35 protein-coding genes and 1 tRNA gene are annotated in these 21,862 nt (G+C 46.1%); 33 read left to right on the top strand and 3 right to left on the bottom strand.

The features are described 5' to 3' along the window. The first annotated feature begins 5 nt into the window (after positions 1-5). The 28 genes from rplD (at position 6) to BKE30_RS05335 (ending at position 15,052) form a co-directional block, all read left to right on the top strand. The gene (gene rplD, locus BKE30_RS05465; RefSeq protein ID WP_076877598.1) at positions 6-608 is read left to right on the top strand and encodes a 50S ribosomal protein L4; all 603 of its coding nucleotides are present in this window, start codon (positions 6-8) and stop codon (positions 606-608) included. Further along, positions 605-925, top strand: a complete 321-nt coding sequence (rplW, locus tag BKE30_RS05460) for a 50S ribosomal protein L23 (protein ID WP_026472335.1) — start codon at positions 605-607, stop codon at positions 923-925. Before rplD ends, rplW begins: the two co-directional genes overlap by 4 nt. 11 nt (positions 926-936) lie before the next feature. After that, a complete protein-coding gene (rplB, locus tag BKE30_RS05455) occupies positions 937-1,761 on the top strand; it encodes a 50S ribosomal protein L2 (protein WP_076877597.1) in 825 nt (274 codons plus the stop codon). An 11-nt stretch (positions 1,762-1,772) separates the two neighbouring features. Further along, positions 1,773-2,048: a 30S ribosomal protein S19 gene (rpsS, locus tag BKE30_RS15725; RefSeq protein ID WP_026472337.1), complete on the top strand. Its 276-nt coding sequence runs from the start codon at positions 1,773-1,775 to the stop codon at positions 2,046-2,048. Between the two features lie 9 nt (positions 2,049-2,057). Next, on the top strand, positions 2,058-2,387 hold the full coding sequence (gene rplV / locus BKE30_RS15720; RefSeq protein ID WP_026472338.1) for a 50S ribosomal protein L22: 330 nt from the start codon (positions 2,058-2,060) through the stop codon (positions 2,385-2,387). Position 2,388: 1 nt separating this feature from the next. Next, complete coding sequence (gene rpsC, locus BKE30_RS05445; protein ID WP_076877596.1) at positions 2,389-3,186, top strand: 30S ribosomal protein S3; 798 nt, start codon at positions 2,389-2,391, stop codon at positions 3,184-3,186. Positions 3,187-3,189: 3 nt separating this feature from the next. Next, on the top strand, positions 3,190-3,603 hold the full coding sequence (rplP, locus tag BKE30_RS05440; RefSeq protein ID WP_076877595.1) for a 50S ribosomal protein L16: 414 nt from the start codon (positions 3,190-3,192) through the stop codon (positions 3,601-3,603). Further along, a complete protein-coding gene (gene rpmC / locus BKE30_RS05435; RefSeq protein WP_076877594.1) occupies positions 3,603-3,800 on the top strand; it encodes a 50S ribosomal protein L29 in 198 nt (65 codons plus the stop codon). The genes rplP and rpmC overlap by 1 nt, the downstream gene beginning before the upstream one ends. Then, entirely contained in the window at positions 3,797-4,060 is a 264-nt protein-coding gene (rpsQ, locus tag BKE30_RS05430; protein WP_076877593.1) for a 30S ribosomal protein S17, read from the top strand. Before rpmC ends, rpsQ begins: the two co-directional genes overlap by 4 nt. A gap of 82 nt (positions 4,061-4,142) precedes the next feature. Then, positions 4,143-4,511, top strand: coding sequence for a 50S ribosomal protein L14 (gene rplN, locus BKE30_RS05425; RefSeq protein WP_005018345.1), 369 nt, complete (start codon positions 4,143-4,145; stop codon positions 4,509-4,511). Positions 4,512-4,520: 9 nt separating this feature from the next. Then, positions 4,521-4,841 carry a 50S ribosomal protein L24 gene (gene rplX, locus BKE30_RS05420; RefSeq protein WP_026472343.1) on the top strand — a complete coding sequence of 107 codons (321 nt, stop codon included), beginning with the start codon at positions 4,521-4,523 and terminating at the stop codon, positions 4,839-4,841. A 14-nt stretch (positions 4,842-4,855) separates the two neighbouring features. Next, positions 4,856-5,392: a 50S ribosomal protein L5 gene (gene rplE, locus BKE30_RS05415; RefSeq protein WP_076877592.1), complete on the top strand. Its 537-nt coding sequence runs from the start codon at positions 4,856-4,858 to the stop codon at positions 5,390-5,392. Between the two features lie 9 nt (positions 5,393-5,401). Further along, complete coding sequence (gene rpsN / locus BKE30_RS05410) at positions 5,402-5,707, top strand: 30S ribosomal protein S14 (protein WP_076877591.1); 306 nt, start codon at positions 5,402-5,404, stop codon at positions 5,705-5,707. A gap of 12 nt (positions 5,708-5,719) precedes the next feature. Continuing rightward, on the top strand, positions 5,720-6,115 hold the full coding sequence (gene rpsH / locus BKE30_RS05405) for a 30S ribosomal protein S8 (protein ID WP_026472346.1): 396 nt from the start codon (positions 5,720-5,722) through the stop codon (positions 6,113-6,115). A gap of 13 nt (positions 6,116-6,128) precedes the next feature. Beyond that, on the top strand, positions 6,129-6,662 hold the full coding sequence (gene rplF, locus BKE30_RS05400) for a 50S ribosomal protein L6 (RefSeq protein ID WP_076877590.1): 534 nt from the start codon (positions 6,129-6,131) through the stop codon (positions 6,660-6,662). A gap of 15 nt (positions 6,663-6,677) precedes the next feature. After that, positions 6,678-7,028, top strand: a complete 351-nt coding sequence (gene rplR, locus BKE30_RS05395) for a 50S ribosomal protein L18 (RefSeq protein WP_076877589.1) — start codon at positions 6,678-6,680, stop codon at positions 7,026-7,028. A 2-nt stretch (positions 7,029-7,030) separates the two neighbouring features. Beyond that, positions 7,031-7,528, top strand: a complete 498-nt coding sequence (gene rpsE / locus BKE30_RS05390; RefSeq protein ID WP_076877588.1) for a 30S ribosomal protein S5 — start codon at positions 7,031-7,033, stop codon at positions 7,526-7,528. 6 nt (positions 7,529-7,534) lie between these two features. After that, positions 7,535-7,732, top strand: coding sequence for a 50S ribosomal protein L30 (gene rpmD, locus BKE30_RS05385; protein ID WP_026472350.1), 198 nt, complete (start codon positions 7,535-7,537; stop codon positions 7,730-7,732). Next, positions 7,729-8,169, top strand: coding sequence for a 50S ribosomal protein L15 (gene rplO / locus BKE30_RS05380; RefSeq protein WP_076877587.1), 441 nt, complete (start codon positions 7,729-7,731; stop codon positions 8,167-8,169). The genes rpmD and rplO overlap by 4 nt, the downstream gene beginning before the upstream one ends. A 51-nt stretch (positions 8,170-8,220) precedes the next feature. Beyond that, on the top strand, positions 8,221-9,540 hold the full coding sequence (gene secY / locus BKE30_RS05375; protein WP_198938046.1) for a preprotein translocase subunit SecY: 1,320 nt from the start codon (positions 8,221-8,223) through the stop codon (positions 9,538-9,540). 34 nt (positions 9,541-9,574) lie between these two features. Continuing rightward, on the top strand, positions 9,575-9,691 hold the full coding sequence (gene rpmJ, locus BKE30_RS05370; RefSeq protein ID WP_039619814.1) for a 50S ribosomal protein L36: 117 nt from the start codon (positions 9,575-9,577) through the stop codon (positions 9,689-9,691). 113 nt (positions 9,692-9,804) lie between these two features. Then, positions 9,805-10,161 (top strand): 30S ribosomal protein S13, encoded by a 357-nt coding sequence (gene rpsM, locus BKE30_RS05365; protein WP_076877585.1) that lies wholly within the window; start codon positions 9,805-9,807, stop codon positions 10,159-10,161. A 19-nt stretch (positions 10,162-10,180) separates the two neighbouring features. Beyond that, positions 10,181-10,567 carry a 30S ribosomal protein S11 gene (gene rpsK / locus BKE30_RS05360; protein ID WP_026472354.1) on the top strand — a complete coding sequence of 129 codons (387 nt, stop codon included), beginning with the start codon at positions 10,181-10,183 and terminating at the stop codon, positions 10,565-10,567. Positions 10,568-10,579: 12 nt separating this feature from the next. Next, a complete protein-coding gene (gene rpsD, locus BKE30_RS05355; RefSeq protein ID WP_076877584.1) occupies positions 10,580-11,203 on the top strand; it encodes a 30S ribosomal protein S4 in 624 nt (207 codons plus the stop codon). Positions 11,204-11,220: 17 nt separating this feature from the next. Next, on the top strand, positions 11,221-12,228 hold the full coding sequence (locus BKE30_RS05350) for a DNA-directed RNA polymerase subunit alpha (protein WP_026472356.1): 1,008 nt from the start codon (positions 11,221-11,223) through the stop codon (positions 12,226-12,228). Between the two features lie 18 nt (positions 12,229-12,246). Beyond that, positions 12,247-12,627 (top strand): 50S ribosomal protein L17, encoded by a 381-nt coding sequence (gene rplQ / locus BKE30_RS05345; RefSeq protein WP_076877583.1) that lies wholly within the window; start codon positions 12,247-12,249, stop codon positions 12,625-12,627. Positions 12,628-12,748: 121 nt separating this feature from the next. Next, complete coding sequence (locus tag BKE30_RS05340) at positions 12,749-13,432, top strand: alpha/beta hydrolase (RefSeq protein ID WP_076877582.1); 684 nt, start codon at positions 12,749-12,751, stop codon at positions 13,430-13,432. Between the two features lie 129 nt (positions 13,433-13,561). Beyond that, complete coding sequence (locus tag BKE30_RS05335) at positions 13,562-15,052, top strand: flavin-containing monooxygenase (RefSeq protein WP_076877581.1); 1,491 nt, start codon at positions 13,562-13,564, stop codon at positions 15,050-15,052. A 40-nt stretch (positions 15,053-15,092) separates the two neighbouring features. Here BKE30_RS05335 and BKE30_RS05330 read toward each other — a convergent pair whose 3' ends face one another. Both BKE30_RS05330 and BKE30_RS05325 read right to left on the bottom strand, forming a co-directional pair. Next, entirely contained in the window at positions 15,093-16,184 is a 1,092-nt protein-coding gene (locus BKE30_RS05330) for a hypothetical protein (RefSeq protein ID WP_076877580.1), read from the bottom strand. A gap of 218 nt (positions 16,185-16,402) precedes the next feature. Then, a complete protein-coding gene (locus BKE30_RS05325; protein ID WP_076877579.1) occupies positions 16,403-17,578 on the bottom strand; it encodes an acyl-CoA dehydrogenase family protein in 1,176 nt (391 codons plus the stop codon). A gap of 212 nt (positions 17,579-17,790) precedes the next feature. On the opposite strand from BKE30_RS05325, the gene BKE30_RS05320 reads away from it, so the two are divergent. The 5 genes from BKE30_RS05320 to BKE30_RS05295 all read left to right on the top strand — a co-directional run bounded on the left by BKE30_RS05320 (position 17,791) and on the right by BKE30_RS05295 (position 21,423). Beyond that, the gene (locus BKE30_RS05320) at positions 17,791-18,045 is read left to right on the top strand and encodes an FAD assembly factor SdhE (protein WP_076877578.1); all 255 of its coding nucleotides are present in this window, start codon (positions 17,791-17,793) and stop codon (positions 18,043-18,045) included. Positions 18,046-18,066: 21 nt separating this feature from the next. Beyond that, positions 18,067-18,486, top strand: coding sequence for a protein YgfX (locus BKE30_RS05315; protein WP_076877577.1), 420 nt, complete (start codon positions 18,067-18,069; stop codon positions 18,484-18,486). Between the two features lie 327 nt (positions 18,487-18,813). Then, complete coding sequence (locus BKE30_RS05305) at positions 18,814-19,410, top strand: YidB family protein (protein ID WP_076877575.1); 597 nt, start codon at positions 18,814-18,816, stop codon at positions 19,408-19,410. A gap of 374 nt (positions 19,411-19,784) precedes the next feature. Further along, a complete protein-coding gene (locus BKE30_RS05300; RefSeq protein ID WP_076877574.1) occupies positions 19,785-19,967 on the top strand; it encodes a hypothetical protein in 183 nt (60 codons plus the stop codon). Between the two features lie 334 nt (positions 19,968-20,301). Then, positions 20,302-21,423, top strand: a complete 1,122-nt coding sequence (locus BKE30_RS05295; RefSeq protein ID WP_227518347.1) for an aldo/keto reductase — start codon at positions 20,302-20,304, stop codon at positions 21,421-21,423. Between the two features lie 257 nt (positions 21,424-21,680). Here the strand turns inward: BKE30_RS05295 and BKE30_RS05290 are convergent. Next, positions 21,681-21,756 (bottom strand) — tRNA-Lys (locus BKE30_RS05290). Between the last annotated feature and the right edge of the window lie 106 nt (positions 21,757-21,862).

Here is a 21,862-nt window from a genome sequence, read left to right as displayed (position 1 = left end):
TTAACGTGAATCTGAAGACTGTTTCTGGTGCAGCTGTTGAGCTGTCCGACGTTGCCTTCGGCAGAGAATTCAATGAAGCCTTGGTACACCAAGTAGTAACTGCTTATCTGGCAGGTACTCGTCAAGGCTCTAAAGCACAAAAATCTCGTGCTGAAGTTTCTGGTGGCGGTAAAAAACCTTTTAAACAAAAAGGTACTGGTCGCGCACGTGCGGGTTCTATTCGTAGCCCTATCTGGCGTGGTGGTGGTAAAACTTTTGCAGCCCGTCCTCAAGACTGGTCTCAAAAAGTAAACCGCAAAATGTATCGTGGTGCGATGCAATGTATTCTGGCTGAACTGGTTCGTCAGGAACGTTTGGTACTGGTTGAAGATATTGTTGTATCTGCACCTAAAACCAAAGAATTGCTTGGCAAACTAAACGACCTGAATGCAACTCGTGCATTAATCGTGACTGATGCTATAGATGAAAATCTGTATCTGGCCGCACGCAATATTCCTCACGTTGACGTGGTGGATGCTGCTGCAGTTAATCCGGTTAGCCTGATCGCGTTTGATAAAGTTGTGATGTCCGTAAATGCTGCCAAGAAACTTGAGGTAGAACTAGGATGAATAACGCACGCTTGTATCAAGTCCTAAAAGGACCACACTACTCGGAAAAAGCTCAGGTACTGGGTGACACCCTTGGCGTTCAGGTTTTTAAAGTTGACGTCAATGCCACCAAGCTTGAGATTAAAAAAGCGGTTGAAACTCTTTTTGGTGTTCAGGTTGAATCTGTGAACACACTAAACCAGAAGGGTAAAACCAAACGCTTTGGTCGTACTGTTGGACGTCGTTCCGACAGCAAAAAAGCATACGTCACCCTGAAAGCTGGCCAGGATGTTCAAATGGCTGACTTGGGCGATACCGCTGAGAGCACAGCGGAGTAAGGACGAAAATTATGCCTATTCAAAAATGTAAACCAACGTCTCCAGGACGTCGCTTTGTAGAGAAAGTGGTTCATCCACATCTGTTCAAAGGCCGCCCTTTAGCCGCGTTGACTGAAAATAAGAAAAAAACTGGTGGCCGTAATAACAACGGTCATATCACCACACGTCACGTAGGTGGTGGTCACAAGCAGTTGTACCGTGTTATTGACTTCAAACGTACCAAAGATGGCATTCCAGCCACTGTTGAGCGCATTGAATACGATCCTAACCGTACCGCCCACATCGCACTGTTAAAGTATGCTGATGGCGAACGTCGCTACATCATCGCCCCTAAAGGCCTGAATGTGGGTGACAGTGTACAGTCAGGTAATGATGCGCCCATCCGTACTGGTAACTGCTTGCCGCTGCGCAACATGCCACTGGGTTCTACCCTGCATAATCTGGAACTGAAAATCGGTAAAGGCGCGCAATTGGCACGTTCTGCTGGTACTTCTGTTCAGTTGCTGGGTCGTGACGGTAGCTACGCAATCATCCGTTTGCGTTCTGGCGAAATGCGCAAAGTGCATATCGAGTGTCGTGCAGTTCTGGGTGAAGTTTCCAACTCAGAAAACAACCTGCGCTCACTGGGTAAAGCTGGTGCAAGCCGCTGGCGTGGTGTTCGTCCTACCGTTCGCGGTATGGCAATGAACCCGGTTGATCACCCGCATGGTGGTGGTGAAGGCCGCAACAAGGGTATGCATCCAGTAAGTCCTTGGGGTCAAAAATCCAAGGGTTATAAGACTCGTAGCAACAAGCGTACGACTAACATGATCATCCGTGATCGTCGCGTCAAGTAAGGAATTAGAATATGCCTCGTTCTCTGAAAAAAGGCCCGTTCGTCGATGCGCATCTGTTTGCCAAAGTCGAAGCTGCTGTAGCTGCAAACTCTCGCAAGCCGATCAAAACCTGGTCACGTCGCTCGATGATTCTGCCGGACTTTGTGGGTCTAACCCTCTCTGTTCACAATGGTCGTAACCATGTTCCTGTGATTATCACTGAACACATGGTTGGTCATAAACTTGGTGAATTTGCGCCAACCCGTACCTATCGCGGTCACGGTGTTGACAAGAAATCCAAACGGTAAGGTGTCAAAATGGAAGTAACTGCTAAATTACGCGGTGCGGCCATCTCGGCCCAGAAAGCTCGCCTGGTCGCTGACCTGGTTCGTGGCAAGCCGGTTGGACGCGCACTCGAAATTCTGTCTTTCAGCAATAAAAAAGCAGCTGTTCTGGTCAAAAAAGCACTGGAATCTGCAATTGCGAACGCAGAACACAACAATAGCTTGGATGTTGATGATCTAAAAGTCTCTACAATCTATGTAGATGAAGGCATTACCTTAAAACGCATTTTACCGCGTGCTAAGGGTCGTGCAGATCGCATCAGCAAGCGTACCTGTCACATCACCGTTAAGGTAGGGGTTTGATATGGGTCAGAAAGTTCATCCAATCGGTATCCGCCTTGGTGTAGTGAAGCGTCATAACGCCAACTGGTATGCCAATCCGAAAAACTATGCTGAATATTTGCTAAAAGACCTACAGGTTCGTGATTTCTTGTATAAGAAATTAAAATCTGCCATGGTCAGCAAGATCCTGATTGAGCGTCCTACTGGTGCTGCCAAAGTCATCATTAGCACTGCGCGTCCTGGTATTGTGATTGGCAAAAAAGGCGAAGACATTGAGAAATTGCAGCGTGAGCTGACCCAGATTATGGGCGTGCCTGCGCAAGTCAGCATCAATGAAATTGACAAGCCTGATCTTGATGCCCGTCTGGTTGCTGAAAGCATTGCTTCGCAACTGGAAAAGCGTGTGATGTTCCGTCGTGCCATGAAGCGCGCTGTACAGAATTCCATGCGTGCTGGTGCCAAAGGGATCAAGGTAGAAGTATCTGGTCGTCTGGGTGGTGCAGAGATTGCCCGTACCGAATGGTATCGTGAAGGCCGTGTGCCATTGCATACCTTACGTGCAGACATTGACTACTCCACCATGCGTGCTGAAACAACCTACGGTACGATTGGCGTTAAAGTGTGGATCTTCCGTGGTGAAATCCTGGGCGGTATGCGTCAGGTATTAAACCCGGCTCCAGCTGAAGAGCGTCAGCCTAAGCGTCGCGGTGGTCGTGATGACCGTCGTAACGAAGGCCGTAATGACGGTGAAAACCGTCGTGGACGTGGTGAAGGCCGTGGACGTGGTGAAGGCCGCGCTGCTGCAGACAAGGGAGAATAATCCATGTTGCAACCAAAACGCACCAAATTCCGTAAAGTGCATAAAGGCCGTAATACTGGTCTGGCGAATCGCGGAAGTACAGTCGCATTTGGTACGATTGCGCTAAAATCTATTGAGCGTGGTCGTATTACTGCCCGTCAAATTGAAGCAGCCCGTCGTGCTATTAACCGTCGTGTAAAACGTGGCGGTAAAATCTGGATCCGCGTATTTCCGGACAAGCCGATTACCCAGAAGCCTCTTGAGGTTCGTATGGGTAAAGGTAAAGGTAGCGTGGAATATTGGGTTTGCGAGATCAAGCCTGGTAAAATCCTGTACGAAATGGAAGGGGTTTCAGAAGAACTGGCTCGTGAAGCGTTTACACGCGCAGCAGCCAAGCTTCCGTTCAAAACCGCTATTGTGACTCGGACGGTAATGTAATGAATACCAAAGATTTACGTGAAAAATCGGCTGAAGAGTTGAATGCTGCGCTTGATGAGCAACAACTAAATCAATTTCGCCTGCGTATGGCGAAAGCAACTGGTCAACTGGGCAAAACGCACGAAGTGCAATTAGCTCGTAAAGCCATTGCACGCATTAAAACTCTCCTCACCGAGAAACAGGGGAACGGACAATGAGCGAACAAACTACTCAACGTACGCTGACTGGCAAAGTGGTTAGTGACAAAATGGAAAAATCCATTACTGTCCTGATCGAACGCCGTGTTCAGCATCCTGTGTATGGCAAAATGATCCGCCGTTCCACGAAGTTACACGCCCATGATGAAAACAATGTAGCCAAAATTGGCGACACCGTTACCATCAAAGAAAGCCGTCCTATTTCTAAAACCAAAGCTTGGACTTTGGTTGAAGTTGTAGAAACAGCTGGGCAAAACTAGTTCTTATTGCATCATCGGTTAAATTCAGGTAGCATTTGCGCCTTTCGAATTGACCGATGATGCTCGGTTTTGGAGTAGGGCAATGATTCAGACCGAAACGATGCTCGACGTGGCAGACAACAGCGGCGCTCGCCGTGTTCAGTGCATTAAAGTACTGGGCGGTTCGCATCGTCGTTACGCTTCCGTTGGCGACATTATCAAAGTGACCGTGAAGGAAGCAATTCCACGTGGTCGTGTCAAGAAAGGCGATGTAATGAACGCAGTTGTCGTTCGTACAAAATTCGGTATTCGCCGTCCGGACGGTTCTTTGATCCGTTTTGACGACAATGCTGCCGTGTTGTTAAACAACAACAAGGCACCGATTGCCACCCGTATTTTCGGGCCAGTGACTCGCGAACTTCGTACTGAACAGTTCATGAAGATCATCTCATTGGCACCAGAAGTTCTGTAAGAGGCAGTCATGGCGAAGATCAAAAAAGGCGATCAGGTTATCGTGATCGCAGGTAAAGAAAAAGGCAAACAGGGTACTGTTCTGTCTGTTACTGGTGACCGTGTTAAGGTTGAAGGCCTTAATCTGGTTAAGAAGCACAAAAAAGCTAACCAGGCTACGGGCGCCGAAGGCGGTATCGTAACTCAGGAAGCTGCGCTTCATATTTCTAACGTGGCGGTTTTTAACGCTACAACCCAAAAGGCTGACCGTGTTGGTTACCAGATTGATGAAAACGGCGTTAAAACCCGTATTTATAAATCAAATGGTGAATCAGTGGCGGTGGCGAAGTAATAGGTTGATGGGCAATGGCCAGACTTAAAACACGTTACAACGAAGAAATCAGAGCCCAATTGCAAGAGCAATTAGGCCTGAAAAATGTGATGGAAATTCCTCGCATTACCAAAATTACCCTGAACATGGGTGTGGGTGGCGCAACTCAAGACAAGAAATTGTTGGAAGGTGCGGTATCTGATATGACGTTAATCGCTGGCCAAAAGCCTGTGGTAACGCATGCACGTAACTCTATTGCTGGTTTTAAAGTCCGTGAAGGATGGCCAATCGGCTGTAAGGTTACCCTGCGTGGTGACCAGATGTACGAATTTCTGGATCGTTTGATCGCTATTACTATTCCGCGTATTCGTGACTTCCGTGGTTTTTCGCCTAAGTCTTTTGACGGTCGTGGTAATTATTCACTAGGTCTCAAGGAACAGATTGTATTCCCTGAAATCGAGTTTGATAAAATTGATCGTATCCGTGGTATGGACATTACTGTTACTACTACTGCCCGTACAGATGACGAAGGCCGTGCACTATTGCGTGCGTTTGGCTTCCCGTTTAAATAAGAGGTCAATATGGCTAAGAAAAGCATGATTAATCGCGAGTTAAAGCGCGAAAAAACAGTTGCTAAATATGCTGCCAAGCGCGCTGAACTGAAGGCAACTATTGCTAACGGTAATGCAAGCGATGAAGAGCGTATGGATGCAATGCTAAAGCTGCAAGCATTGCCGCGTAATGCATCTCCTGTTCGTCAACGTAACCGTTGTGGTTTAACAGGCCGTCCGCATGGCTATTTCCGCAAGTTCGGCTTAAGCCGTAACATGCTGCGTTTAATGGTTATGCAGGGTGATGTCCCTGGCGTGGTTAAGGCAAGCTGGTAAGGAGCAACATACATGAGTATGCAAGATACCGTTGCCGACATGCTAACCCGTGTTCGTAACGCACAAATGGCAAAGAAAGCTACTGTTTCAATGCCGCAATCCAAACTGAAGCAAGCCATTGCTGGTGTGCTTCAGTCTGAGGGTTATATTGCCAGTACTGAAGTTACCGATGTTGAAGGTAAACCAACACTGACATTGACCCTGAAGTACTTTGAAGGCAAGCCAGTTATTGAAACCGTTAAACGCGTAAGCCGTCCAGGCCTGCGTCAGTATCGCGGCAAAAATGACTTACCGCGCGTTAAGCAAGGTTTGGGCATTGCAATTGTTTCAACAAGTAAAGGCATCATGACTGACCGCGCTGCACGTGCTGCTGGCGTTGGCGGTGAAGTGATTGCTTTTGTTTCCTAATAGGTGATTCCTCATGTCTCGTGTGGCTAAAGCCCCGGTTACTGTACCATCCGGTGTTACAGTAACCCAGAACGGCCAGCAGGTCGAAGTGAAAGGCAGTAAAGGTGTACTGGCTTTCAACCTGCATGCGCTGGTCGAGCTAAAACAGGAAGACGGTAAATTACTGATTGCTCCAGCAAATGATAACCAAGAAAGCTGGATGCAGGCAGGTACCGCTCGTGCCGTTTTAAATAACTTGGTGACTGGTGTTAGCAACGGTTTCGAACGTAAGCTGCAATTGGTTGGTGTAGGTTATAAAGCTCAGGTTAAAGGTACTGTTGTAAACCTGAACCTGGGTTACTCACATCCTATTGATTTCCAGCTTCCAGAAGGCGTCACTGCCGAAACCCCAACCCCAACAGAAATTGTTTTGAAATCTATTGATAAACAAGCGCTGGGTCAGGTTGCTGCTAATATCCGTTCTTTCCGTCCACCAGAGCCTTATAAAGGTAAAGGTGTACGTTATTCGGATGAAGTCATTCTCCGTAAAGAAGCTAAGAAGAAATAAGGCGCGAGGTTCTATATGAACGACAAGAAACAATCCCGTTTGCGTCGTGCGAAAAGCACACGCTTGCACATCCGTGCATTGGGTGCGACTCGTCTGTGTGTAAACCGCACACCGCGTCACATCTATGCTCAAATCATTTCCCCAGAAGGTGGCAAAGTACTGGCGCAAGCTTCTACTTTGGACGCACAATTACGTTCTGGCGCAACTGGCAACATTGATGCAGCTACCAAAGTGGGTGCCTTAATTGCTGAGCGTGCTAAAGCTGCTGGTATTACCAAAGTAGCGTTCGACCGTTCTGGTTTTAAATATCATGGTCGTATTAAAGCCTTGGCTGATGCTGCCCGTGCTGGCGGTCTGGAGTTCTAATCATGGCAAAAGTTGAACAAAACGAAGGCTTTGTTGAGAAGCTGGTTGCTGTAGACCGCGTTGCCAAGGTAGTTAAGGGTGGCCGTATTTTCTCTTTCACCGCGTTAACCGTGGTGGGTGATGGTAATGGCCGCGTTGGCTTTGGTCGTGGCAAGGCCCGTGAAGTTCCTGCTGCTATTCAAAAAGCACTGGAAGCTGCACGTCGCAACATGATCAGTGTAGACCTGAATGGTACAACCCTGCAGCATCCGGTTAACTCTTCCCATGGTGCCAGCCGCATTTACATGCAGCCTGCGTCTGAAGGTACTGGTGTAATTGCCGGTGGTGCAATGCGCGCCGTACTTGAAGTTGCTGGTGTACAAAATGTACTGGCAAAATGCTACGGTTCTACCAATGCAACCAACGTGGTGTATGCAACTTTCAAAGGTCTGAAAAACATGACCTCTGCTGAAAAAGTTGCTGCAAAACGTGGTAAGACTGTCGAAGAAATTCAAGGGTAATTTGACATGAAAACAATCAAGGTTACCCAGATCAAATCTTCTGCACATCGCTTAAAAAATCATAAGCTTTGCCTGCAGGGATTAGGTCTGCGTCGCATTGGTCACACTGTTGAAGTGCAGGATACGCCTTCAAACCGTGGTATGATCAATAAAGTATACTATATGGTAAGCGTTGAGCCCGTTGATAATGGAGTGCAGCCATGACTTTGCGTTTAAATGAGCTTGCACCTGCTGAAGGTGCAAAGCGCGAACATCGCCGTTTGGGTCGTGGTATTGGTTCCGGCTTGGGCAAAACCGGTGGCCGTGGTGTGAAAGGTCAAACTTCACGCTCAGGTTCTGGAATTCGTGCCGGCTTTGAAGGCGGCCAGATGCCAATTTACCGTCGCTTACCCAAGTTCGGTTTTACCAGCCAACTGGCACTGAAAACCGCTGAAGTACGTTTATCTGAGCTGAACAAGGTTGAAGGCGATGTTGTTAGCCTGCAAACCTTGAAAGCTGCCAATGTGGTTCGTCAGGACAAGATCCGTGCGCGCATTGTACTTTCAGGTGAAATTACTCGTGCATTCACAGTGCAGGGTGTTGCTCTGACCAAAGGCGCTAAAGCTGCAATTGAAGCAGCTGGCGGCAAGGTTGAGGAGTAATCCCCTGTGGCTATGCCCCCGAATACAACGTTAGATAACATGCAAAAAGCAATAAAAGGTCCTGCGTTTCATCGGAAATATCAGGAAATCATTCAACGAATGCTTTTTTTGCTTGGCGCATTATTAGTGTTTCGTTTGGGTGCGCATGTTCCAGTTCCGGGGATTAATCCAGAACGGTTGGCACAGCTGTTTGAACAGAATAAGGATACTATTCTTAGCCTGTTCAATATGTTTTCGGGTGGTGCCCTCGAGCGCATGTCTATTCTGGCGCTGGGCATCATGCCTTATATTTCTGCTTCGATTATTGTTCAATTGATGGCTACAGTTGTACCCTCACTTGAAGCACTTAAAAAAGAAGGTGAGGCAGGACGCCGCAAAATCAATCAATACACCCGGCAAGGAACTTTGTTTCTTGGTCTGGTTCAGGCGATTGGTATGTGTGCAGGCCTGCAAAGTCAGGGTATTACCCTGTCTACAGGCTTAAGTTTTTATGTTCCTGCAGTAACTTCTTTGGTAGCGGGTACCATGTTCCTGATGTGGCTTGGTGAGCAAATCACCGAACGCGGCATTGGTAATGGTATTTCAATGATCATCTTTGCAGGGATTGTGGCGGGGTTACCCGGCATTGTCTTGCAGTCTTTTGAATCTATTCAGCAGGGCCAAAGTAGTTTGATTGGTCTGTTACTGCTTGGAATTTTAAGTCTTGCTGTGATTGCTGCCGTAATTTTTATCGAAAAAGCACAGCGCCGTATTCCTGTGAACTATGCACAAAAGCAACAGGGTCGGAAGGTATTTACTGCACAGCAAACCCATTTGCCATTAAAAATTAATATGGCTGGGGTTATTCCTGCAATTTTTGCCAGTTCCTTGCTGTTATTTCCAGCAAGTCTGGGTCAATGGGTGGGAAGTGCTGATCCAAACGCGGGCTTTATCAAGCGTTTTTTGCAGGATATGGCATTGGTGTTATCACCAGGTCAGCCTTTGTATCTCGTGCTGTTTGGCGGTTTGATCATTTTCTTTTGCTACTTTTATACCGCTTTGGTGTTTAGTCCAAAAGAAGTGTCAGAAAATTTAAAACGTAGCGGTGCCTATGTGCCTGGAATTCGTCCTGGTGATCAAACAGCCCGTTATTTGGACCATATTCTCAATCGATTGACTTTTATTGGGGCAATCTACATTACCGTGGTGTGTTTAATGCCAATGGTATTGCAAAGTGCATTTGGTGTGCCATTCCATTTAGGGGGTACTTCATTGCTCATTGTGGTGGTTGTCGTGATGGACTTTATGGCGCAGCTACAGGCGCATTTAACCTCACATCAGTACGAGAACCAGTCATTGATGAAAAAGTCACCTTCCTTGCTGAACAAGTAAGTGCTTGCGTGATTCAACCTGAAGGGTGTTTAACATGAAAGTTCAAGCTTCTGTTAAAAAAATTTGCGGTAACTGTAAAGTGATCCGTCGTAACGGGGTAATTCGCGTAATTTGTAGCGCAGAACCTCGCCACAAGCAGCGTCAAGGATAGTTTTTTAATAAGCTAACTTACCTGTTGATTTCACTAGGTGAATTGCGTTATTATCCGCCCCCTCATAATTGATGGGGCGGTTGATTTTTCAATTGCCTTTTTGGAGAAAATGAATGGCTCGTATTGCCGGTGTTAACATTCCGGATAACAAGCACGCTGTCATTTCTTTAACTTACATTTTCGGTATTGGCCGTCATACTGCTGCTAACATTTTAGCTGCTGTAGGAATTACTGCTACTACCAAAATCCGTGAGTTATCGGATGCGCAGTTGGATGCGATTCGTGCCGAAGTTGCCAAGGTTCCTACCGAGGGTGATCTTCGTCGTGAAATTTCCATGAACATTAAACGTTTGATGGATTTAGGCTGCTACCGTGGTCTTCGTCATCGTCGTAGCTTGCCTGTTCGTGGTCAGCGCACCAAAACCAACGCTCGTACTCGTAAGGGTCCGAAAAAACCAATTAAGAAATAATTGCTCTGGAAGCTAAAAGATGGCTAAAGATACCCGCGCCCGCAAGAAGGTCACCAGGACCGTTTCTGAAGGGATCGCTCACATTCATGCTTCTTTTAATAACACCATTGTGACCATTACCGATCGTCAAGGTAATGCACTGGCCTGGGCTACCTCTGGTGGACAGGGCTTCCGTGGCTCGCGTAAATCTACTCCGTTCGCTGCTCAGGTAGCGGCTGAAGTTGCTGGTAAAGCTGCTTTAGATTACGGTTTAAAAAATCTGGATGTTCTTGTTAAAGGGCCAGGTCCAGGTCGTGAGTCTGCGGTTCGTGCATTAGGCGCAGTGGGTTATAAAATTAACAGCATTACCGATGTGACACCAATTCCTCACAACGGCTGCCGTCCGCCTAAAAAACGTCGCGTATAAGGAGACTCATTCATGGCTCGCTATATAGGTCCAAAATGCAAGCTCTCCCGCCGCGAAGGGACAGACTTGCAGTTAAAATCTGGCGTTAAACCTTTTGACGTCAAAACTAAAAAGGCTGGTAAACCACCAGGTCAGCATGGCCAAAGTCGTGGTAAGCAGTCTGAGTATTCGTTACAGTTACGTGAAAAACAAAAAGTACGTCGTATGTACGGTGTTTTAGAGCGTCAATTCAGTAACTATTACAAAGAAGCCGCTCGTTCCAAAGGCGCAACAGGTGACAACCTGCTGCAACTGCTGGAAAGCCGTCTAGACAACGTGGTGTATCGCATGGGCTTTGGCTCTACGCGTGCTGAAGCGCGTCAGCTGGTTAGCCATCGCAGCATTACCTTGAATGGTCGTCGCGTAAACATCGCGTCAATCCAAGTTAAAGCTGGTGATGTGATTGCTGTACATGAAGGTGCAAAAAATCAGTTGCGTATCAAAAGTGCAATTGAGCTTGGTACTCAGCGCGGTATTGCTTCCTGGTTGGAAGTGGATCATACCAAGATGGAAGGTACGTTCAAGTCTGCACCTGATCGTTCCGATCTGCCTGCCGAAATCAACGAAAGCTTGATTGTTGAATTGTATTCGAAATAATCCCTTGAGGTGGCAATATGACGCGTACTGCAAACGAGTTTCTGACTCCGCAAGCGATTAAGGTCGATGCGGTCAGTGGAACCTCGGCAAAAGTAATTCTTGAGCCTTTAGAGCGTGGTTTTGGCCACACTTTAGGTAATGCCTTGCGTCGCATTTTACTTTCGTCACTGCCTGGCGCTGCCGTGGTTGAGGCAGAGGTAGAAGGTGTTGAGCATGAGTACAGTACTTTAGAAGGCTTGCAGCAGGACATCGTCGAGCTCTTGCTGAACCTTAAAGGATTGTCAATTAAACTGTTCGAACAGAACGAAGCGTATTTGACATTGGATAAACAGGGTCCCGGTGAAGTCACTGCCGCGGACCTGCGTTTACCGCATAATGTTGAGATCGTCAATCCAGAGCATGTACTGGCAACGCTGGGTGCTAATGGCCATTTAAAAATGCGCCTGAAAGTAACCCAGGGCCGTGGCTACGAGCCTGCTGATGTGCGTTTTCCGGAAGGGGAAACCCGTCCGGTTGGCCGTTTGCAGCTTGATGCCAGTTACAGCCCAATCAAGCGTGTTTCCTACACTGTAGAAAATGCGCGGGTTGAGCAACGTACTGATCTGGATAAACTGGTTATTGATCTGGAAACCAATGGTACTGTAGATCCGGAAGAAGCGATTCGTAAAGCTGCAACTATTTTGCAGCAACAAATTGCGATTTTCGTTGACCTGCAAAAAGACCATGCGCCAGAGCCTGTACAAAGTCGTGAAGAAGTTGATCCGATCTTGTTACGCCCAGTTGATGATCTGGAATTAACCGTTCGTTCTGCCAACTGTTTGAAGGCAGAAAACATTTACTACATTGGTGATCTCGTACAACGTACTGAAGTTGAGCTGTTAAAAACGCCTAACTTGGGTAAAAAGTCATTAACCGAGATTAAAGATGTGTTGGCTTCCAAAGGCTTGTCGCTTGGCATGCGCTTAGATAACTGGCCACCAGCCAGCTTGCGCGTGGATGATCGCTTTGCTTACCGTAGCCGTTAATTAGTAGGACTATTCACCATGCGTCATCGTAATAGTGGTGTGAAATTAGGTCGTACCAGCAGCCACCGTAAGGCCATGTTCCAGAATATGGCTAACTCGCTGTTTGAACACGAGCTGATCAAAACAACCTTGCCTAAAGCTAAAGAGCTTCGCCGTGTTGCTGAGCCTTTAATCACTTTGGCAAAACATGATACTGTCGCTAACCGTCGTCTGGCTTTTGCCCGTACCCGTAGTGCAGCGATTGTTGGTAAGTTATTTACTGAGCTTGGCCCTCGCTACAAAGAGCGTCAAGGTGGCTATTTGCGCGTACTTAAAGCTGGCTTCCGTGCCGGTGATGCTGCGCCAATGGCTTATGTTGAATTAGTGGATCGCTCCATGACTCAACCTGCTGCTGAATAAGCAGTACAGTAGAAAAGACCGGCCCTAGCGCCGGTTTTTTTATGCCTGTTTTATGCCTGAATATTTTTATAAGAGCAGTTTCTTATATGATAGAGGCATCTTCCTTGAAGCAATTCCTCTTATGTCGACCTTATCTGTAATTGAACTTGAAACCGCAGAAAATCCGCAGTTTACTGTTATCTGGCTACACGGACTGGGTGCCAATGCCAATGATTTTGTACCGGTAATTCCTGAGCTTAAACTAGCAGCGGATATGCCGGTGCGCTTTGTATTCCCCAATGCCCCTGAAATTCCGGTTACCATTAACGGGGGCTATGTGATGCCTGCCTGGTATGACATTCTGGAAATGTCAGCCGATCACCGCAAGGTCGATCAGGCCGGAATCCAGCGCAGCGTTGATCAGATCAGGCAGCTCATTGTGCGGGAACATCAGCGTGGTATTGATGCATCCCATATTTTTCTGGCAGGTTTCTCTCAGGGTGGGGCCATTGCCTATCAGGCGGCTTTAAGTCACGAGCAGCGTCTAGGCGGTGTGATTGCCCTATCGACCTATATCCCGGACGCACAAGCGCTGAAAACGCAGTTTAATACCGTGCAGCAGCAACTTCCGGTATTTATTGCGCATGGCCAGTATGATGGGGTAGTCCCCCTACAAATGGGAGCAAGCGCTTGTGCCGTTGCGCAACAATTAGGCTGTTCGGTGAACTGGCAGGAATATGCCATGGAGCATCAGGTTTGCCTTGAGGAAATCCATGCTATCGGTGACTGGCTGGTGACGCAGTTTAAACAGATAAAAAATCTGTAACGGTCATATCGTTCTGTGCAAATATATCCTAAATTATTAGTGTATTTACTCTAATGGCCTAAATTGACATTGACTATTGTCAATTTAGTGACTATGTTTTGTGCAGGTTAATTCGGATTGATAATACAGATGGCTCAACATTTTGATGTATTGATTATTGGTGCTGGTATTTCGGGTATTGGCAGCGCGGTGCACTTGAAACTTAAAGCCCCGCAGAAAAAATTTGCGATTTTAGAGCGTCGTGAAAGTATTGGTGGAACCTGGGATTTATTTCGTTATCCGGGCATCCGTTCGGATTCTGACATGTCTACTTTCGGTTTTGAGTTTAAACCATGGACTCAGTCCAAAGTACTGGCCGATGGGACATCAATCCGTAATTACGTGAATGACACGGCAAAAGAATATAATATTTTTGAGTATATTCATTTTCAGCGTCAGGTTAAAACAGCCAACTGGTCTTCTGCCAAAAAACTATGGGAACTGGAAGTACTGAATGTGGCTGATAATACCACCGAGCAGTGGACGGCCGGATTCCTGCTGGGCTGTACGGGTTACTACAATTATGATCAGGGCTTTAAGCCAGCTTACCCGGATGAAGACAAGTTTAAAGGCACTGTCATTCAGCCCCAGCACTGGCCAGAGAATCTGGATTATAGCGGCAAAAAAGTGGTAATTATTGGGAGTGGCGCGACAGCAATCACACTAGTGCCTTCCATGGCTAACAAGGCAGCGCATGTCACCATGCTACAGCGTTCGCCAACTTATATTGCTACTGTGCCTGCCATTGATGCCTTATACGACAACATGAAGAAATTCATGCCGGAAAAAGTAGCGTATCAGTTGACCCGCAGTCGTAATATCGGGGTGCAGCGTCTGGTGTTTAAACTGTCGCAGGAAAAACCCGAACTGGTGAAAAAATTCCTGTTAAAGACTGTTAAGCTACAGGTGGGCAAGCATGTCGACATGAAGCATTTTACCCCGAATTATAATCCATGGGACCAGCGCCTGTGCGTGGTGCCGGATGGTGATTTGTTTAAAACCATTAAACGCGGTAAGGCATCAGTGGAAACTGACCAGATTGAACGCTTTACTGAAAATGGTATTTTGCTGAAGTCTGGCAAGCAGCTGGATGCTGACATTATTGTGTCCGCAACTGGTCTGAATATCCAGATTCTGGGTGGCTTGCAAGCCACCATCGATGGCCAGCCAGTGAATACTTCCAATCACATGCTTTACAAAGGTGTACTACTGAGTAATATACCCAATGCGGCCATTATTATTGGTTATACCAATGCATCTTGGACATTAAAAGTAGACGTGGCGGCTGATTATTTGGCCCGCATGTTTAACTACATGGACAAGAAAAACTATAAGGTGGTGGTGGCCAAGGCTGATGCCAGCGAGTTAACAGATGACACGGTAATGGGCAGCTTGGCATCCGGCTATATCAAACGTGCTGCGGATGTGATGCCACGTCAGGGTAAAAGTGATCCATGGCGTGTTTCCATGAATTACCTAAAAGACAAGGCTGAGCTTCGTAGCAGCAGCTTTGAAGATGATATCCTGACCTTTGATGGTAGCAAGGCAAAAAACAAAAAACGCTTTAAGTTGTTTGATTAAGTCTTGTTTTAAGTATAAAGAAGTGCCTTAGGGCACTTTTTTATTGGATGATATAAGATTTGCAGTATTCGTAAATTTCTTGACTCTCCCAATTGCTAGGATTATAAGTGGGTATAAATTTAAATAAGTACCTTGTAAATTCTTTATCATTTGATCTACAGGAAATTTCTGCAAAATGCGTGTAGTTCCACTGATCAGGATATTTTTTTAATACCTGTTTCATAGAAGCTTTCATACGTGGCCAGTTTACTAAAGTATTACCTTTTAAATTATCAACTCCAAAATAAGAAGAAATAACCCAGTAAACCCTTGCATACAAAGCATCACCATCTATGGTTTTATTATTTTTAGCTGCAAGATTAGCAATGTATTCCCATTTTCTTAAGCGTTCTTGCTTATCGTTACCTAAGTGACAGGGTATCGTTTCAAAGTATAAGTTATAGTAATTTGGATATTTTTTGATGCCTTCATTAAATATAGTAAGGCAGGAAGTTTTATCTCCTTCCTTACTAGCTTGACGAATTTTGGTAGTAAACCATTCAGGATCATATGTGACTCTATTTTCCATATGTAATATAGAGTCTTTAACGAATTGGTCATATGCAAAATAGCAAATACTTCCGATAAATTCTGCTTTATCACTTTTTGAAGTTTGTTTAAGAGTTGAGAGTAATTTTACCTGGGTTCTATCTAGTAACGATAATATGTCATCACATGATGCCTTATCTAAATTTTTAAAACGTGCGTTGCTATAAGAATTTGATTTTACTTGCATTAACCTAATGAGAATTATTTTTGGAGCGGCACTTTGAGGGTAAAGCTTTTCCCATTGCTTTAGACCTTTTTCTGCCTCTTTCCATTGTAGGTTTTCATCAACGTATAGTGTTTCATAATATTTTTCAAATACTCGGTAATAGTCCCATAGCAACAGCGTGCCGCTACTACTTTTGCTTTTTTTGTTTAAAACGTTTAAATATATATTATTTAAAGTTTTAAAATCTTGTCGTTCATATGCCCTTAAAACCTGCTGCTTAAATACTGTACGATCTGTTATCTCATCTGCGTAGACCACATGAGAAGTGAAAGCAAGGATAATACAAAAAAAACTATATATTTTAACTGATGCGTTCATTGCTTATCTTTCTGTGCTTGTATGATAATTAATTGAAAAAACTAATGTTAGTATAGGGCTGGTTGTTTTGTATAAGGTATTTAATTTTGAATACTACTAACCACCTTAGCGTAACTAATATATTATTTTTTTATTCATAACTAAATTTACATCATGTAACCATAAAAAAAGGCCACCACCATAAGGTGATAGCCTTTATAAAATAGTATTTTCTATTCTTACAGGGTACGTGCAATCAGCTCTTTCATGATTTCGTTGGTGCCGGCATAAATACGATGCGCACGGTTGTCCACATATGCACGGGCCACTGGATATTCCATCATGAAGCCATAGCCACCATGCAACTGCACGCACTCATCCACAATCTGGTTAACCATGTCAGACAGCCAGTACTTGGCAGCAGCAGCAGCTTCAACGCTCAATGCATTTTGAACCTGTAGTTCCATGCAGCGGTCAGCATAGGTGCGGCCAATGTCAATTTTGGTACGCAGTTCGGCCAGTTTAAAGCGGGTGTTCTGGAACGCGCTAATGGGCTTGCCAAAGGCTTTGCGGTCCTTGGTGTACTGAACGGTATGGGCAAATACGGCTTCTGCTGCTGCTTGAGACATCAGGCCAACCATCAGGCGCTCCCAAGCCAGTTCTTTCATCAGCATGATAAAGCCCATGCCTTCCATGCCCAGCAGGTTGGCTTTTGGCACACGCACATTATCAAAAAACAGCTCACAGGTATCCTGACCGTGCATGCCCACTTTTTTCAGGGGTTTGCCTTTGGTAAAGCCCGCTGCCTTGGCATCCATAATCAGCAGGGAAATATTTTGTGCACCTTTTTCGCTGTTGCCGGTTTTTACTGCCACCACGGCCATGTCACACAGGTAGCCATTGGTAATAAAAATTTTGGAACCATTAACAATATAGTCATCGCCATCTGCAACAGCCGTGGTGCGGATACCTTGCAGGTCAGAACCAGTACCCGGTTCAGTCATGGCAATGGCACCAACCACTTCACCGGTGGCCATTTTGGGTAGCCACGTGGCTTTTTGATCTTCGTTACCAAAGTTAAAAATATAGTTGGCCACGATATCAGAGTGTAGGGCAAAGCCAGAGGCAGAATCCAGCGCGTAGGCTTGTTCTTCCATTAAGATGGCACTGTATAGACGGTCTACACCGCTGCCGCCGTACTGTTCCGGCATGGTGGCGCACAGCAGGCCCAGTTCACCAGCCTTGTTCCATAGGTTACGGTCCAGATGTTGCTGCTCGGCCCATTTTTCATGGTAAGGGGCAATTTCAGTTTCAAAGAAACGGCGTGCCGTATCGCGGAAGGCTTCGTGCTCTTCGTTATAAATGGTACGTGGTGCCATTGGTGGCAAAGGACGGAGTAAATTGGCTGCGCTCATGGGATTCCTTGCAAATAATCAGTTTGGTCAGCAAAAATGCTAGTAAAGCCTGGCACACAGTAAAAGAGATTATGCCCAGAGCAACAATGGGTTTTATTGCCAAAAACTGAGCAGTATCTAATGTTTTTGCCAATTTTCAGTACAAGGCAAGCCCGTGGTTAAACAGGCAGCGTGCTACACTACGCCACGTTTGTAATCTGTTGGAGCAAGGCATGAGTGATGAAATCAGTTTGCACGACCGCAAGGTTATTTACCGTGCTCGTCGTGGCTTAAAAGAACTGGATATTTATTTTGATCCTTACGTGCGCCAGCACTATTTGACTGCACCCGAGGCAGAAAAACAGGCATTTGCCCTGCTGATTGAACAGGAAGACCCCGATTTGCTGGACTGGTTTATGGCGGTGAGTGAGCCGGAACAGCCAGAACTGGTGCGCATAATTGAAAAACTAAAAAACCTGCTTCATTAATTTGACCAGCAATTATTAACCATGCTGGTTGATCTCACTTTAACTCCAAGCCGTGTGCAGCCAGTTATTCATGTGCTGGCACTGCTGCTGTTGAGTGCCATGATCTGGGCCAGTGGTTTGGCATGGCCGCTGCGTGGTGGGCTGATCAGCCTATTACTGGGGATCAGCTGGTGGCTCAAAAACAGTGCTGTTACCCATCGGATTGATGCCTTGTGGCAGGGTGATAGCCATACTTGGTACTGGCAGCAGCGTCAGGGCAAACGACATACCGGACAGTTGCTTGGGGTTCGGCATTTGGGACTGGTCATCCATTTAACCCTAAAAACAGCCAGTGGAAAACGTATATTCCTGTCGGTCTGGCGTGATCAGGTGAATGAGCAGCAATGGCGGCGCTTGTGTGTGCTGCATGTATTAAACGATTCACAACAAAACTGGTTTTAAAACAGTCCATACCCTGCATTTCATTACAGCATTACATCAAAATATCAGTGCTTTAGCGTCGCTCATCTTTATATAGTGACACGATGAGTCATCTAAACAGATCATCCCATTAAATGACCGGTTTGAACACTGTTTTTTAATGATGGTAGTGAAGTACTGATATTGAGTCATCATTGATTTCAAAATTGTTGATTTAAAGCTTATCGTAACTATCCGCACCGCAGCGAAATATTTGTGTTGAACATCAGGCGAATTACCCATCATTAAAGCCTTAGACACCGGCACAGTACAGGCGTAAATCGTTCGAATACGAGGGAGAGGGCAGCAATGGCAACATTAACAACCATGGTAGATGCATTAATTCAGCAGGCCAGTGGCCAGCATTCCGCACTGGCCAATACCGCTTTAGACGGGCAGGTATTGGGGCTTGGCACCAAACATGACCATGTGACGCATACTGATCCCGCGCATATTGACCGCACGGTCGTTAATCAGGTGATTGATTCGGCACTGGGTGGGCTGGCAGGTAGTGATATGCACGAAAACGCCTTTGCCCAGCCCGAACGGCAAGCTTCCTTTATGCTTAAGCTGATTCCACTGGTGTTGCACTGGATCAAGCAGCAAGGTGGCTTAAATCAGGCCTTGCAGGCATTGCGGCAACAAGGGCTGGAAGCGCAGGTCGCATCGTGGGTTGGGCCTGGGGTAAATGACCGAATTACCCCGGATGTGCTGAAGGATTTGTTTGAACACTCCAGCATTGATGCGCTGGCCCAGCAGTTTGGTATTGGTGCTGACACGGTTGAAACTGGCCTTGCAGTGGTGTTGCCACAGGTGATTGATATTCTCACCAATTCTCGCAATGAGGATTGGTTCCATGCTGATATTGAAACCAACAACGTACTAACCCGGCTTAATCATTTATAAAACTCGTCAGCCCTGTAACGATACGGTTATAGCCTGCACACGCAGGCTTTTATTTTTTGGAGATTTTTAGTGTAAAAGTTTTGGTGTAAAAGGAGTTTACACATTGTTACGTTAGGGGCTTCTAAACTGTCAGGCAAGCTTTAGGCTGTAAAAAAACTGAAATAATTTAAAAAAATCTTTAAAAACATGAAATTAGCTATTTTTTAATTAAAAAGCCAATAAATTGTCTGACAATTACTCCGGATTATTGTTATGGATGAGAACTTGTCTGACAATCTATGCTCAAAAACTCCAAAAAATGCGTACATTTAAGCCATGAGAAACGTGGCTGTGACTCATATTACATTTAATTTTTTCAAATAGAGGTGAAGATCATGATGACAATTCCTGCTATTTTATATCCTGTATTGGCGTTCCTGTTTGCAGTGGTGGTGGGTCGCATCGGCACCATCATTATGGATCATTTCCGTAAGGATGAAATGCAACTGGACTCAACTTCGGCCACCCTGAAGTCAACCTCATCCCGCGCGGGTATGCCGGTTGCAAAGCATGGCTAATCACTTTATAACCCACAAGAAGCCTTGTAGACATTAATGCGTACAAGGCTTTTTTATTACCCATTTTTTATGGTCATGTTTAATCATAACACCGTTAAGTGTCCGTGCTGTTATTTCAATAATTATATTACCTACAGACTATTCTGAATACAACAAATCACCTCTTAATAAAGCCTGCCAAGCACGCTAGTTTGAAGCATTCTCCACGGCACCTATCAGGAAAAACCAGCAGGTTGAGTTGCTACAGGATTTTTTCGGTGCTGATGCAGTGAGTGAAAACTCAGGCGACTTAGAGATCGCCCAAGCTAACTAAATGCCAAATTAGGAGCTAACGATGTCAATTTCTGATACTGACCAGTATGCCAGCCTTAAACAGCCCGGTACGGTAATGCCCACGCAGGGTTATCAGCATGGTACGGCACAAATACCCCGTAACAGTACCGCCAAGAACAGCCCAGCCAGTACACGCTGCCGTCCTGTCGCACGTTTAGGGCTAGGGGGCGTGGCCATTGGCAATGGATTTACCCCAACCGTTGATGCAGCAGCCCAGCACACCCTGCAAGCTGCCATTGATGCCGGTATCCGCTATTTTGACACCTCGCCCTGGTATGGACTGGGTTTAAGCGAACGCCGTTTTGGCCATGCCCTGCATACGCTCAAACCTGAGCACTATACGCTATCGACCAAGGTCGGGCGCATCCTGACAGCCACCCATCAGATTCCAGACACCATGTGGACTGATCCGGCCCCATTTGACTATCGCTATGATTATTCGGCAGACGGGGTCAGGCGTTCCATTGAGGACAGCTTGCAGCGGCTGGGCGTGTCACAAATTGATATTGTGTATATCCATGACTTATCGCCAGACAATGAAAAAGACCTTGGAATGCCCTGGGAGCAACGCTTTGAGGAGGCTGTTAAAGGTGCCATGCCTGAACTCACCCGCATGCGTGAGGAAGGTATTATCAAGGCGTGGGGTTTTGGGGTAAACAGCCCTGAACCGGTGTTAAAGGCACTGGAAGTGGCTGACCCGGACATCTTTTTGCTGGCCTGCCAGTATTCATTGCTGGATCACAGCCGCGCCTTGCATGAAACCCTGCCAAAAATTGCTGAAAAGGGTGCTTCTGCGGTAATTGGTTCACCTTTGCTGGCAGGCTATCTGGGTGGGCGTGAGCGCTATTTGTATGACGGCACTATTCCTGAGTGGGCACCGGACAAACGCGCGCGGGTACAGCGGGTGCTGGATGAATACGGTATTGATTTACGCACCGCGTCGTTACAGTTTGCCGAGGCGCATCCCGCAGTGGCTGCCATTATTCCCGGTGCGCGTACCGCAGCGCAGGTGGAAGCCAATGTACAATCATTGGGTGTTGAAATTCCGCAAAGCTTCTGGGATGAACTCAAGTCTGAAAAACTGATTGAGATTGATGCACCAGTGCCGATGTCCAAACGGTAATTTATAGAAAATTAATTGAAATAAAGCCATGCGCAGTCGTAATGCTACTGCTGTGCCTGGCTTTTATTTTATAATTTTAATTGGTCATCTAAAATCCGTGTCTTTAATAAATTGTTTTTATGTGATAAATGCCTTGATCAGGTTTAAAGCATTATAAGGTCTATAAATATTCAGCCATAAAAAAAGGCCTAAACCGTGAAGTTTAAGCCTTTGATCACCATACCACACCTTACGGCAGCATATGGATTTGAAGTATATGGTGGGTCGTCCGCGACTCGAACGCGGGACCAATGGATTAAAAGTCCAGTGCTCTACCAACTGAGCTAACGACCCATAACACAACGCTTCGTTGTGGCGCACATTCTACCAACTTATTCAAAGATGGCAAGCACCAATGTGGCTTTATTTCATTGTTTGGTCATAAAAAAACCGCCGAGTG

It is taken from the genome of Alkanindiges hydrocarboniclasticus, from assembly GCF_001982605.1.
GTDB lineage: Bacteria > Pseudomonadota > Gammaproteobacteria > Pseudomonadales > Moraxellaceae > Alkanindiges > Alkanindiges hydrocarboniclasticus.
This window is presented reverse-complemented; position numbering and strand designations above follow the sequence as displayed.